Origin of the sequence: Vibrio sp. L85, assembly GCF_963871815.1 — a bacterium.
GTDB classification, from domain to species: Bacteria; Pseudomonadota; Gammaproteobacteria; order Enterobacterales; family Vibrionaceae; genus Vibrio; species Vibrio harveyi.
Window position 1 is genome coordinate 60,034 of sequence record NZ_CAWMYL010000039.1, and the last position, 12,787, is coordinate 72,820.

Annotated in this window: 11 protein-coding genes and 1 pseudogene; 6 read left to right on the plus strand and 6 right to left on the minus strand. The window is 46.0% G+C overall.

All coding sequences use genetic code 11. The features are described 5' to 3' along the window. Window positions 1-51: 51 nt before the first annotated feature. From AACR11_RS07170 to AACR11_RS07185, 4 genes are all read right to left on the minus strand, one after another. On the minus strand, window positions 52-882 hold the full coding sequence (locus tag AACR11_RS07170) for a magnesium transporter (RefSeq protein WP_005437030.1): 831 nt from the start codon (window positions 880-882) through the stop codon (window positions 52-54). Between the two features lie 10 nt (window positions 883-892). After that, window positions 893-1,222: an SMR family transporter gene (locus AACR11_RS07175; protein ID WP_029789076.1), complete on the minus strand. Its 330-nt coding sequence runs from the start codon at window positions 1,220-1,222 to the stop codon at window positions 893-895. An 18-nt stretch (window positions 1,223-1,240) separates the two neighbouring features. Then, complete coding sequence (locus tag AACR11_RS07180; protein ID WP_029789077.1) at window positions 1,241-1,615, minus strand: SMR family transporter; 375 nt, start codon at window positions 1,613-1,615, stop codon at window positions 1,241-1,243. Window positions 1,616-1,945: 330 nt separating this feature from the next. Beyond that, complete coding sequence (locus AACR11_RS07185; protein WP_029789078.1) at window positions 1,946-2,608, minus strand: Crp/Fnr family transcriptional regulator; 663 nt, start codon at window positions 2,606-2,608, stop codon at window positions 1,946-1,948. 219 nt (window positions 2,609-2,827) lie between these two features. Here AACR11_RS07185 and AACR11_RS07190 point away from each other — a divergent pair, with 219 nt between their 5' ends. The 4 genes and pseudogenes from AACR11_RS07190 to AACR11_RS07205 all read left to right on the plus strand — a co-directional run. Then, window positions 2,828-3,913: a baeRF10 domain-containing protein gene (locus AACR11_RS07190; RefSeq protein ID WP_029789079.1), complete on the plus strand. Its 1,086-nt coding sequence runs from the start codon at window positions 2,828-2,830 to the stop codon at window positions 3,911-3,913. Window positions 3,914-4,045: 132 nt separating this feature from the next. Beyond that, window positions 4,046-4,456 (plus strand): hypothetical protein, encoded by a 411-nt coding sequence (locus AACR11_RS07195; protein ID WP_029789080.1) that lies wholly within the window; start codon window positions 4,046-4,048, stop codon window positions 4,454-4,456. A 276-nt stretch (window positions 4,457-4,732) separates the two neighbouring features. After that, window positions 4,733-6,370 carry a methyl-accepting chemotaxis protein gene (locus AACR11_RS07200; RefSeq protein ID WP_029789081.1) on the plus strand — a complete coding sequence of 546 codons (1,638 nt, stop codon included), beginning with the start codon at window positions 4,733-4,735 and terminating at the stop codon, window positions 6,368-6,370. Between the two features lie 110 nt (window positions 6,371-6,480). Then, window positions 6,481-6,600: pseudogene (locus AACR11_RS07205) on the plus strand (LysR family transcriptional regulator); the annotation flags it as partial. 171 nt (window positions 6,601-6,771) lie between these two features. Here the strand turns inward: AACR11_RS07205 and AACR11_RS07210 are convergent. Both AACR11_RS07210 and AACR11_RS07215 read right to left on the minus strand, forming a co-directional pair. Next, window positions 6,772-7,194, minus strand: coding sequence for a hypothetical protein (locus AACR11_RS07210; protein ID WP_029789082.1), 423 nt, complete (start codon window positions 7,192-7,194; stop codon window positions 6,772-6,774). Then, complete coding sequence (locus tag AACR11_RS07215) at window positions 7,148-7,774, minus strand: winged helix-turn-helix domain-containing protein (RefSeq protein ID WP_029789084.1); 627 nt, start codon at window positions 7,772-7,774, stop codon at window positions 7,148-7,150. The genes AACR11_RS07210 and AACR11_RS07215 overlap by 47 nt, the downstream gene beginning before the upstream one ends. Before the next feature lie 498 nt (window positions 7,775-8,272). Here AACR11_RS07215 and AACR11_RS07220 point away from each other — a divergent pair, with 498 nt between their 5' ends. Both AACR11_RS07220 and AACR11_RS07225 read left to right on the plus strand, forming a co-directional pair. Further along, complete coding sequence (locus AACR11_RS07220) at window positions 8,273-9,409, plus strand: efflux RND transporter periplasmic adaptor subunit (protein ID WP_029789085.1); 1,137 nt, start codon at window positions 8,273-8,275, stop codon at window positions 9,407-9,409. A gap of 2 nt (window positions 9,410-9,411) precedes the next feature. Next, a complete protein-coding gene (locus AACR11_RS07225; RefSeq protein WP_029789086.1) occupies window positions 9,412-12,573 on the plus strand; it encodes an efflux RND transporter permease subunit in 3,162 nt (1,053 codons plus the stop codon). Window positions 12,574-12,787 lie beyond the last annotated feature (214 nt).

Here is a 12,787-nt window from a genome sequence, read left to right on the forward strand (position 1 = left end):
TCCTTCCGGTGGAGTGGTGAATGAGTGAGTTTGTGTTGTCTTCTGATGTGATCAGAACAAGATGAAATTAACGATGTTGAAATAAATCCAGATGCCTGAAATATCGACGAGAGACGCCAAAACCGGACTCACCAAGATGGCTGGGTCGAGCTTAAGCGCACGCGCAACAATGGGCAGTAAGCCGCCTAATACCGTTGATATCGTGACTTGAATAAACAGTGCAATGGCAACGGCGGTAGCGATCAGTGACAGCCCAAATCCTTCCGACGAAGCGGCGGGCGTAAACAGGGCTATTCGACCGACAATCACCAGCGCCAGAATCCCTGCGAGTAGGAGCGCAACACGGCTTTCTTTCCACAGCACGGCGCGCCATTGGCGGTTTTTAATCTCTCCGGTGGCTAATGCTCTCACCACCAAAGTTGCAGCTTGAGAGCCTGTGTTACCGCCTGCAGCCGCGATCACTGGCATGTAGATCGCAAGTAAAACCAGCTGGCTGAGTAAGTCTTCGTAGCTGGCGATGATAAAGCCCGAAAAAATGCCGAAGATGGCGAGTAACACAATCCATCCCACGCGCTGCTTAACGTGTTCCAACACACCGGTTGAGAGGTAGTCGTCAGCGGGCTCTGCTTCCGAATGAACAAAGCCCAACTGAAATGAAAGATGGCTCGCGGCTTTGTCGAAGCCATATTTCTCCATCTTTACTATCCAATATTGCACGTAACCTAAAGGGCAGTAGGAGAGCAAATCGACGACCTCATCGGTATTGGTATGAGCCAGCCAATGGATTTTTTCTGCTTCGCTTAGCGCGTAAAACTGAGCCAAATGCGGTTGCTGATGCTCGCCAAGGTTGATTGGCTTACCGGACTCGCTAACAGTGATCATGGTGGCGTCACTAAGCGGTTTTCATGATGATCACCGAAGCAATCACCGTAAAAATGCCGATCCAACCAATTGGTTTGAGTTTTTGTTTAAACAAGAACCAACCACCGAGTGCGGTTCCTAAAATACCGATGGCTCCCCAACTGGCGTAGGCAATGGCGAGGTCGATTTCTTTCACGGCTTGTGCCAGTAAAGTAAATGCAGCGAGCACGAGAACGATGGCAGAAATACCCCAACCCTTGTGTTCAAATCCGCGTGATTTAGTCAGAGACATGTTCGCAGCGATATCGAGCAGTGCCGCCAAAACGACGTAACCGAAAGAGACGGTGAGAAAAGCGTTCATGGTTATACTCCAAGGCAATTAGTGAGGTTGAATTAGCATTGCGTGTTCGTCTTTCTTACTTGGCTGGTGGTGCTCTTCACCGAGTGTGACTAGCACCACACCGACAACGACAAGCGCGAGACCAAACAGCTCTTGTGCATTGAGCTGAGAATCGAAATAGAACATGGATACGATGGTGATTAAGGCAATGCCAAGTCCTTCCCAGCAGGCGTAAGCCACGCCAATGGAAATCTTTTTTGCTGCGAGAGAGAGGAAGTAATAAGAGAGCGAAATAAGAACGTACATGCCGAGATAACCGGCGTAGCCTTCATTGCTGCCTGCGACATTCATGAGGCTAGTGCCCGCAACTTCAGCGATGATAGCGAGTAATAAAAATAGTCGTGCTAATAACATGATTTAAAAACCTGAAAATAAAGAGTCGTTAAACAAGTCCATGTTTATTGCCACGTCACTGTGAAGAAATATTCGAACCAATATTTATTGTCTCGAACGGTATTTATGGTGGCATAGACAATTTAAAACCTGATGCACTGAGAGTGCATTTGGCGTGATAAATATGTTGTGGAGAATGTAAGTGTTTATTTCTGTGTGGGAATTAGACGTAAAGTGACATGGCAGAAAATAGAAATAAAACCAAGAAGAGAAGATGAGAGAAAACAAAAAAGACGGCTGAGATAAGCCGTCTTTTTATAAGTAGGTAGAGAGAGAATAGGTTGATAAAGGTTAAAACACCATGCCATCGGTAATGGAGGAGAAAGGCTCTGTTGAGTTAAACGTCACTCTGGCTTTACTGTTGGTGATCGCCCCTTGCTCCTCCCAGTAATCGAGCGTCTTACTGACGGTGTTACGAGACATGCCCAGCATGCCTGCGAGATCTTCTACCGAGATTGGGATGGAACGTTTATTCGTTACACGGTAGAGGCTGTCTAGTGCTAAGCCGACTTTGCGATTGGAATTTCTCTCGTGGCTAATAAAGAGGATACGGGAGGTAAATAAGAGCTTCTGTGAAAGGTGCTGTGCCGTTAACTTATTAAACTCTAGGCTGTTTTCGTACAGTTCCAACACTGTACTGATCGGCAGCACAAGGGCGGTCATGGTCTCTTGGATGTGGTAGCGCCCATACAATTTGGTTTGATTCAAAATTGCCGATTCACTGTACATAAAGCCTGGAGGAATAAAACCCGCAAAGCGTTCTGCACCATCAAAGTTCTGTCGGTAAACGCTGATTAGCCCACTAAACACAAACAGAAAGTTTTCTAACTCCTGTCCCTGTACCTCAAGAATTTCTCCTGCTTCGATGGTTTGAACTTCTCCAGCTTCAAGTAGCTGTGTTGCGAACTCTTCAGAAAGACCGAACAAATCCATGAGTGATTGTTTGGGTGTCATCGTTATTTAACCAAGCGCTATTAATTAACCACTTAGATCTTAGCCAGACCAAACAGGCTTTGCAAACCGATTATTTTTCCTCAAATGCACTCTGAGTGCATTAGGTTGATTGGTATTTTTGTTAGCTTAATAATCAACTTATGAACAGTGTTCATTTAATCATCATTGATTGAATGGAAGTAATTCATTCGAGATTCGATTAATAATTAAAGGTTAGTTATGAAAAATACGATTAACGATATTTTTGAAGTGTTGCGATGTTACTTATTATTGCACGAAGACAATCGTTCAAAAATTCTCAGCTTATACATTAATACTGACAGTAAAAATCCAGCCAATCATCGTGAACGCCCTGCTTGGCAGATCGAAGTGAGCAATCAACTGGCCGCATTGCGTGAAGAGCACGGTGACGAAGGTATTCGACATATTGATTCCACACTCACTTGGAAAGAAGTGGAGCAACGATTGGTCAACAAGGTACTGGAAATGCGCCCGACAGGACGTTCTTTGGTGATCTTTACTGATTTGCTTGACGACATCATGATCGAGCTGCCAATGCCTGTCGAAACAAAAGCGTACTTTGGCCAACCTCAGGTAAAGCACTTACTCTCTCAGCTCCATCGATACGGCAAATATCTCGTTATCCTTTTCTCTGAAACGGAGCACCGAGTGGTTTCCATAGACGTTCCGACGAGTTTGGGAGAGGGCACGATGGAATCGAGTATTGAATCGGGCGTATTCCTTCGCCCTGGCGGAAGAAAGTCGCGAACTCAAGCCTCAGAGCGTCGAGACTTGGATTCTGAGCGTCGTGTTATTCGTGAAGCGGCGAACGAAATCAATCGCTACTTTATGGGTGACCCAACGTTTGATCGCATTGTATTCGGCGGCAACCTAAAAATCGCTCATCGCGTAAAGGGTGCGCTGCATCATACGGTTTCTGAAAAGTTGGTTTCTATCGAACCAATTCCTTTTGATGCCACCATAGAGCAGCTAGAACGAACAGTTAAACTGCTGGCGGATGAATACGAAGAGCTGCATGACAATACACTGGTATTGGAACTACTGATTCGTCGAGATACTTGTGGTCGCGGCGTAGCGGGCTTGGCAAATGTACTAGAAGCACTGGAAAACGGACAGGTAAGAAAAGTCTTTTTGCCTTACCCAATTCAATCAGATGCGTTCGACCTCATCCTCGTCGAAGCTTTGATGGCTAATGTTGAGGTTGAGTTGGTGCATGGTAAAGCGGCGGAGACACTGAATGAACTCGGTGGTGTGGGCGCATTGCTTTATTACATCATTCATTAATTCGTTTATAAAACTAAAGGCAGCGCTTCACCCTAATGATTCCTCGAACATTGATCGCTGATCACTGATCGCTTGATTGCTCATTGGACACCCCCAAAGAAGTGTTGCCGCTCTCTACTTTCCAATATCACTATGAATACCGTTACCTCTACAAATGACGTCGTTGACGATGTGTATTCTTTGTTTGATCTTAATGAAGATGAAATGTCAGCGCTCGTCGCCTTATATACGCTTGAGAAAACTGAAGGCACAGCCGCGTATGCTGTCGATGAACAAATTGGTGTTTGGCTGTCCGATCTCAAGTTCGATTTGAACCAACAGCTGCATAACGATCTCGGTATCTACACCATTGAGTGGCAAGTTCTGGAGCAACTCAAAGTAAAAAAATTCGTTACTCATGAACGCTTACAGAATACAAAAGTCGATTGGCTGGAGGATGGCGTATGCCTTTACCGTCTGTGTCCGAACGCAAAACAAATGGTTGGCGCATGGCTGACAGTTTGCCAAGTCGAAATGCCGTTGTTGGTTCACTTCAATATCTAATCAACAGTATCAGTGAGCGTTTCGCGCTGTACTTTTGCTTTAACTATTCAAAGCCTCATCACTGAGGCTTTTATGGTGTTGGTATAAGTAAGCTCTTAGTATGTGATCTCGCTCCACGAAAAAATAATTTTATAAATCAGATAATTGCTGAATATAAAATATTAGTCGTAAAGACAAAAATTATTAGAAGACGTTGCACCGTATAAATAATTTCATACGCCTTTTGTTTGATAAACTCGATGGTGATTTGAACAATAAAACAAAAGGTATCTATTCATGTTCAACAACCTTTCCATCAAGCAGAAGATAGTTCTCCCTCTATCTTTGATGATTGTATTACTGACTTTAAGCTCAGTATTGAATGTTCTCACGATGTGGAAACAAACCGAGCTTAGCGACACGCTTAACGAGCAGGTTACCCCAAGCCTTTTTACCATTGAAGATGCGTATCGCGACCTCTATCAAGCAACTTCAGCGATTCAAGGTTTAGCTCTGGCGCAGTCTCAAGCGGAAATTGACCACCATCTATTTGAATACAAAGACAACGCATACAAAGCTCTGCCACGTATGAAGAAAGTCATGTCACTGTCCGATGCGGGGGTAATGCCTCGCAGTCATGGTAGCGAGGTGCAGAAGCTAGTATCAACAGGTGAGAAATGGCTGCAAAGCTATGAAACCATGATCAGCAAGCCACAATCGCAGTGGGTAAGTTATTACGAGTCAAACAAAGCGGAATTTGAACACCAATTTGGTGCGGTACGTGAGCAACTAAATGTGGTGAAAGATGCGATTGAAGCGAAACAAAAGACGCTAAAAACGGATATCGCAGCAGCGGCGCTCCGTGCAGAACTTATTCTTGAAGCAGGCATCGCAATCGTAATTATTGCAGCGCTTGTTATGGTGGTATTACTGCTAAAAACTGTTGTGAAGCCAATCAACGACATCAAAGAAGCAATGGTGCAAATTGCGTCTGGAGAAGGGGATTTGAGCCAACGTATTAGCATCAACTCGCAAGATGAAATTGGTCAACTTGCCGGTGGCTTCAACCAGTTCGTGACTAAAATTCAAGCGACAGTGTCACAAGTCGTCGAAAGCGCAAACACATTGCGTCAGGAAATGAACAACCTGAATTCGTTGACCTCAACCATTGCAGATTCAACGGTTCACCAACAACGTGATAGCGAAGCTGTTGCCGCAGCAGTTCATGAAATGCAAGTGACCAGTCGCAACGTGAGCGACAGCGCTACAGAAGCCGCTTTGGCAAGCCAAACAGCGAACGAAGAGTTGTCGAATACCAATGTGATTTTGGAGCAAACAGTCGCAGCGATTCGTGATCTTGCGGGTGAGATTGAAAGTGCAAGCCAAGTCATCAACACACTAGATAATGACGTAAGCAACATTGCTTCAGTATTGGATGTTATCCGTGGCATTGCAGAACAGACCAACTTGTTGGCATTGAACGCGGCGATTGAAGCGGCGCGTGCTGGTGAGCAAGGTCGTGGTTTTGCTGTCGTGGCAGATGAAGTGCGTTCCTTAGCCAGCCGCACGCAAAAGAGCACGGGCGAGATTCAATCGATGATTGAGAAGCTGCAAGCAGGCGCTGCTCAGGCGGTGGAAGTGATGCAGGGCAGTAAAACCAGCAGCGAAGACACTATTCAATCGGCAGGTTTGGCGACAGAATCTTTGGCTGAAATCCTTAACGCGATCGCACGTATGAACGAGATGAACACGCACATTGCGACAGCAGCAGGTCAACAAAGCTCAGTGAGTGATGAAGTGAACAGCAACGTTCAAGGTATCGCAGACAGCAGCACGTCGATTGTTGATGTGGTGAGCCAAGCGCAACAGTCACTGTCTATGCTGTCAGAACAGACGCAACAGTTAGACAAGCAAGTCAGTCAGTTCCGCGTTTAACCTAGTGGAAGATTAGGTAACTCAGAGCCCCTTTAATTTGGGGCTCTTTTGTCTTTAGGTGTTTGAACCCACACCATTATGCGGGGGCGGGAACTCTCTATTCATCATTGAAACTGGTGTCTGGCGATGTGCATTTCTCGCTTTCTTCCTACGAGCCGCCGACATCGGAACAAAATATTTATCGTAAGGTCGTGGCTAAACGAGACTTCCGTTTATTAATGAGTAGAAGTTGTGGATTGAAGAAGGAGTGGGGCATAGTGCGCCGATATTTGATTCCTAGAAGTATGTTCCGCACGTGATGGCGTTTCTGAATAAACACTTTCCCGTTATTTCGAAATAAAAGAAAACCGAGCTGAAATTATTCAGCTCGGTTTTTTGTTCCATCAATGAGCAATGTTGTTTTAGTAAATACAGCGGAGCGTCATATTCTTTAGAGTTCGCTCTGCTCTGCCGAAAAAGAGCAAACTGCATTGTTCATCTAGATAGTAGATACGATTGTGGCGCATGGTCACTGGTTTTTCATAGCTCAATACAATGTATTCGTTTCCCTTAGACTTTGAATATTCATATTGATAGTCAAGCGATTGATACTCTGTCACAGCACCACTGATAGGTGAGTAGTGATTACGGGTCTCAATGTGCTCTTTATAGAGCCTAGTATAGGTCGTCCATCTGTATTGCATCGCTTCTACTTTGCCGAACAGTTGTACCTTTGACTGGTGTGCCGTGAGCAAGAGAATGCCGTTGAACACGACCAACGCTATCAATACTTTGATTTTATGGGCATTGAAGTAAAAGCTGATCTTTGTGATAAATGCATTCATGGTTGTTAATTGTCACTATCGTTTTTCCGTCATCGGAACGTTTTATTTCTGGGTAAGCTTTGGCTTTTAATACCTGTTCAAAGTCGTGCTTGTAATAAAGAGCATTCCCGGTTTCCCAAAGGTTAAAGAGGGTGACTAACAGCATTACTATAAAAAGCGCTTTCCATAGTTTTTCGTTTTGCTTGCTGACGGGTTTGAGATCGCACTCTTCTGGCTTGGTAATTGGCTGTGAAACTGGCTCTTCTGGAGCAAATTCAAAACTGAGGGAATAGCCAACCCCAGGGGTATTAACCAGAATAGTTTTGTCGTTGTCTTCAAGTGTTCGTCGAGTGCGATTAATCAGTTGAGGCAAACTCTCTTGTGAGATGTGCTCATACCCCCAAACCTGCTGAATAATCTCTTTATTACTAATCGTGTTTGGATACGCATCAACAAGGCAATTTAATAACGCTTTTTGCTTATTAGTTAGCTTAACCGTCTCTTGTTCTTCTGCTTTGCCATTCAAAGGAGATGGCTGTAAATAGTGAGTCGTCCTGTCCCAAAGGTAATTCCCTAATACTAAAGAGCTATTGTTACTCATAACCAACGTGTTTCGTATGTTAGGGTGTGTAGGGGGAGCGAATTATAGGGATTTAAAAAAGGAAATCAATGGTTATATTTGAAAGATAATTACACAAAGCGAAGCGTAAATGTTCAGTTTATGATTCAATGTTGATCAGTTGTAAATGAAATTTAATGCCACTTTGTTATCATTTCAGTTTATGCTCTGCTTATATTAATTTCTCTCCAATATGATTTTTCGTTGACTTTCTTTGTCACGAATTCTCTGGTTTTGTCTACTCTTTTCTCCTGTTTTTCTTAAGAAAAATCCAATTTCAATTGCTCACAGAAAATTTATTTTTCCAATAGAAAAGCGCTCAAATTGAGAGATCAATAACAGCTTTAGAACAAACATTTTTGTCTATCGTAAAGAGCGGTAAATTTTGTTGTATGTACAACATTGAGTAATTATCATCCCGACTAATATTTGCTGACTTTTTATTGAGTCACGTTTTTTAGTTAGGAAGAGAGAATTTTCATGACACGTAGAACCACGCTATCGCTCTTGATTGCGTCGAGCCTATTATTGGTCGGGTGTGAACAGAGCCAAGAAGGACAAGCACAAGGTGGTCCAGCGCCGACACCAGAAGTGACGGTAATGACGGTTGAACCGGTTCGCCAAGCGTTAACGGTAGAATTGCCTGGTCGTAGCCGAGCGTTTAAAGAGGCAGAAGTTCGCCCACAGGTAACGGGTATTATTTCTGAGCGCAATTTTGAAGAGGGTGGTGTGGTTGAGAAAGGTCAATCGCTTTACCAGATCGACGATTCTACGTTCCAAGCAGACCTATTAAGTGCAGAAGCGGAACTGATCCGTGCCCAAGCATCTGAAGAGTCAACGCACTCAACGGTTCGTCGTTACCGTGCGTTGATCACCAAGAAGTCGATCAGCCAACAAGATCTAGATGAAGCAGAAGCGGCTTACAAAGAAGCGAAAGCGCAAGTGTTGGTAGCGAAAGCGAGAATCAACACGGCGAAGATCAATCTGTCTTACGCACAAGTGAAGGCGCCAATCAGCGGTGTGATCAGCAAGTCTAACGTAACGGCGGGTGCGCTGGTAACAGCAAACCAAGCGGCGACGCTAACGACTATCCAACAGCTAGACCCAATCAATGTTGATATCGTGCAATCTTCTGCTCAGTTACTCCGTTTGAAAGCAGCGATGTCACAAGGTCACTTGCAAAAAGACGAATCCGCTCAAGTGACACTAACGCTTGAAGACGGTTCGACTTACGCACACAAAGGCACCATGAAGTTTACCGAAGTGAACGTAGACGAAAGCACGGGCAGCGTAACGCTACGTGCAGAATTCGCGAACCCAGATGGCTTACTGCTACCGGGCATGTTCGTGCGCGCAACGGTAACAGTAGGTGTGGACCCTGTGGCGATTCTTATCCCGCAGAACACAGTTACGCGTGACGCAACGGGCAAAGCCTCAGTAATGACAGTGGGTGCGGACAACAAGGTAACAATAACTCCGGTAACAACGGCGGAGTCTATTGGTAACCAGTGGCGTATTACTGACGGTCTGAAAGTGGGTGATAAAGTCATCACAACCGGTCTACAGATGATCCAACCGGGTAGTCCAGTAACTATTCAATCAGGTGAGCAGGCTTAATCATGGCACGATTCTTTATCGATCGTCCGGTATTTGCTTGGGTACTTGCGATTCTGACTATGTTGGCGGGCGTAATGTCTTTGTTCAACTTGCCAGTTTCTCAATATCCAACGATTTCACCGACCACGATCTCAATCAGTGCTCGTTACCCTGGTGCTTCTGCGAAAACCGTAGAAGACTCAGTAACTCAGGTTATCGAGCAAAACATGACGGGTCTGGACTACCTGCGTTACCTAAACTCAAGCAGTGATGCGTTTGGTAATGCCACCATCACGCTGACGTTTGATAGCGAAGCCGATCCAGATATCGCGCAAGTTCAGGTGCAGAATAAACTGCAATTGGCGATGACGTCGCTTCCGATGGAAGTACAAAGCCAAGGTATCGTTGTAAATAAATCTAACACCTCATTCTTGATGGTTGTGGCGGTTTACTCAGAAGACCCGGACTTTACAGAAAACGACATTGGTGACTTTGTTGTTACCAATATTCAAGATCCGATCAGCCGTGTAACGGGCGTAGGTCAAGTGCAAGCGTTTGGTTCTCAATACGCAATGCGTGTTTGGCTAGACCCATTCAAACTGACTCAGTTCAACCTTACTGCAATCGACGTCGCGAACGCTATTCGTGAACAGAACGCACAGGTTTCTTCTGGTCAGTTGGGTGCAGCGCCTGCGCAAAAAGGTCAGTTGCTTAACGCGACCATTTCTTCAGCAAGCCGTTTAACCAGCGTGGCTGAATTCAGAAACATCATTCTGAAATCAGAAGCGAACGGTTCGAACGTTTACCTTAAAGACGTGGCGCGTGTTGAGCGCGGCGCAGAAAGCTACGACATCAAAGGTCAGTACAACGGTTTCCCAGCGGCAGGTCTTGGTATCTCGCTAGGTACTGGTGCGAACGCGCTAGAAACGGCAGAAGCAGTAAAAGAACGTCTTGGTCAGCTAAGTGCGACTTTCCCTGATGGCTTGAAGATCGCTTACCCGTTTGAGACAACGCCATTCGTTGATGCGTCGATCAAAGAAGTAATCAAGACACTGCTTGAAGCGATCGTGTTGGTATTTTTGATTATGTACCTGTTCTTGCAGAACTTCCGTGCGACGATCATCCCAACGATTGCGGTTCCGGTGGTATTGCTAGGTACGTTCGCGATCCTTTACGCGACCGGCTTTAGTGTTAACACCTTAACCATGTTTGCGATGGTTCTGGCAATCGGCTTGCTGGTGGACGATGCGATCGTTGTGGTAGAGAACGTGGAACGTGTAATGCACGAAGACGGTCTCGATCCAAAAGAAGCGACGAAGAAGTCAATGGGGCAGATCACTGGCGCTCTAGTGGGTGTTGGTTTGACGCTGTCTGCGGTATTCGTACCGATGGCGTTCATGTCTGGCTCAACTGGTGTTATCTACCGTCAGTTCTCTATCACCATCGTAGCGGCGATGACGCTATCGGTATTGGTGGCGATCATTCTTACTCCGGCACTTTGTGCGAGCTTACTTAAGAAAGGCGATGCAGAATTTTCGGATAAGAAAGGCTTCTTCGGCTGGTTCAACCGTAAGTTTGATGCAGCAACAGCGGGTTACGAAGCGGGCGTAGCGAAAATGCTAAAACGCACCGGTCGTATGCTGTTGGTATTCGCGGCAATGAGTGCCGGCGCAGGTTGGTTGTTCATGAACCTTCCGACATCGTTTCTACCGGATGAAGACCAAGGTACCGTGTTCTCAATGGCAATTTTGCCACCGAACTCGACTCAAGAGCAGACTGAAAAGACACTAGAAAAAGTCCGTAACTACTTCCTAGAAGAAGAGAAAGACAACGTCGCGTCAGTGTTCTCGGTCGCGGGCTTCAGCTTCGCGGGTCAAGGTCAGAACATGGGTATGGCGTTTATCGGTCTGAAAGATTGGTCAGAACGTGAAGCACCGGGTTCGGATGCGGCTTCGCTGACAGGTCGTGCGATGGGTTACTTCTCAACGATTAAAGAAGCAATGGTGTTTGCGTTTGCACCACCGGCGATTCAAGAGTTGGGTAACGCGACTGGTTTCGACTTCTACCTACAAGATTCAACCGGTAACGGTCATGAAGCGCTTGTAGCGGCTCAATACCAAATCCTAGGTATGGCAGCACAAAACCCGAAATTGGTGGGCGTGCGTCCAAACGGTCAGGCAGATGCGCCGATGTACCAAGTTCATATCGACCACGTAAAATTGCGCGCGCTTGATGTGAGCATCAACGATGTAAACCAAATCCTCGCTTCGGCATGGGGTGGTGCGTACATCAACGATTACATCGACCGCGGACGCGTGAAGAAGGTAATGGTACAGAGTGACGCAGAACACCGCATGCAGCCGAAAGATTTCGACTCATGGTACGTGCGTAACTCACAAGGTGAAATGGTGCCATTCTCGGCATTCGCAACAGGTGAGTGGACTTACGGTTCTCCGCTATTGCAACGCTTTAACGGTCTACCAGCGATGAACATCCAAGGTGGCGCGGCTCCAGGCGTAAGTACTGGTGAAGCGATGGCAGAAATCGAAGCCATGGTAGAAAAACTGCCTCCTGGCTTTACGGTGAACTGGAACGGTATCTCTTACGAGGAACGTCTGTCTGGTAACCAAGCGCCAATGCTTTACGCGCTGTCGATTCTGGTTGTCTTCCTTGTGCTAGCTGCACTTTATGAGAGCTGGTCAGTACCATTCGCGGTTGTGCTTGTAGTGCCTCTAGGTGTGCTAGGTGCGGTACTTGCAGTAATGACTCGCGGTATGGATAACGACGTATTCTTCCAAGTTAGTTTGTTGACCACTGTTGGTCTGGCAACGAAGAACGCGATCCTTATCGTGGAATTCGCCAAGGAATATTACGAGAAAGGCGCGGGCTTGATTGAAGCAACGTTGCACGCGGTACGTGTTCGTCTTCGTCCTATCATCATGACTTCGCTTGCGTTTGGTCTGGGTGTAGTGCCACTAGCGATCAGCGCGGGTGTAGGCTCTGCGGGTCAGAACGCGGTAGGTACGGGTGTACTTGGTGGTATGGTAAGTGCGACCTTGCTTGGTATCTTCTTCGTGCCTGTGTTCTTCGTTGTGGTTGAGCGCTTGTTCGACCGCCGTGCAAGAAAAGAGGCTCAAAAAGAGCAAGTGGAATCTACTTCACAACCAACGGCAAGCCAAGAGTAGGACTTAGCGCTAAAGACTAAGTTATACTATTGCTAATAAGTACAAGAAAAGGGCGCTTCGGCGTCCTTTATTTTTGGACTCAATTGGATAGTTTGGTTTAATTTTTATGTCATTTTGAACAGCGAGGGACGAGCGTGATTCATAATCTGCTCACCGAGTGCTGTGACTTGATGTGAAATATTGAGTGAGAGCGTGTGGCAGTTAGATTCCTGAG

Bases quoted from the DNA above. Each gene is read 5' to 3' on its own strand.
- AACR11_RS07170 (WP_005437030.1), bottom strand. From the start codon at position 882: ATGATCACTGTTAGCGAGTCCGGTAAGCCAATCAACCTTGGCGAGCAT.
- AACR11_RS07175 (WP_029789076.1), bottom strand. From the start codon at position 1,222: ATGAACGCTTTTCTCACCGTCTCTTTCGGTTACGTCGTTTTGGCGGCA.
- AACR11_RS07180 (WP_029789077.1), bottom strand. From the start codon at position 1,615: ATGTTATTAGCACGACTATTTTTATTACTCGCTATCATCGCTGAAGTT.
- AACR11_RS07185 (WP_029789078.1), bottom strand. From the start codon at position 2,608: ATGACACCCAAACAATCACTCATGGATTTGTTCGGTCTTTCTGAAGAG.
- AACR11_RS07190 (WP_029789079.1), top strand. From the start codon at position 2,828: ATGAAAAATACGATTAACGATATTTTTGAAGTGTTGCGATGTTACTTA.
- AACR11_RS07195 (WP_029789080.1), top strand. From the start codon at position 4,046: ATGAATACCGTTACCTCTACAAATGACGTCGTTGACGATGTGTATTCT.
- AACR11_RS07200 (WP_029789081.1), top strand. From the start codon at position 4,733: ATGTTCAACAACCTTTCCATCAAGCAGAAGATAGTTCTCCCTCTATCT.
- AACR11_RS07210 (WP_029789082.1), bottom strand. From the start codon at position 7,194: ATGAATGCATTTATCACAAAGATCAGCTTTTACTTCAATGCCCATAAA.
- AACR11_RS07215 (WP_029789084.1), bottom strand. From the start codon at position 7,774: ATGAGTAACAATAGCTCTTTAGTATTAGGGAATTACCTTTGGGACAGG.
- AACR11_RS07220 (WP_029789085.1), top strand. From the start codon at position 8,273: ATGACACGTAGAACCACGCTATCGCTCTTGATTGCGTCGAGCCTATTA.
- AACR11_RS07225 (WP_029789086.1), top strand. From the start codon at position 9,412: ATGGCACGATTCTTTATCGATCGTCCGGTATTTGCTTGGGTACTTGCG.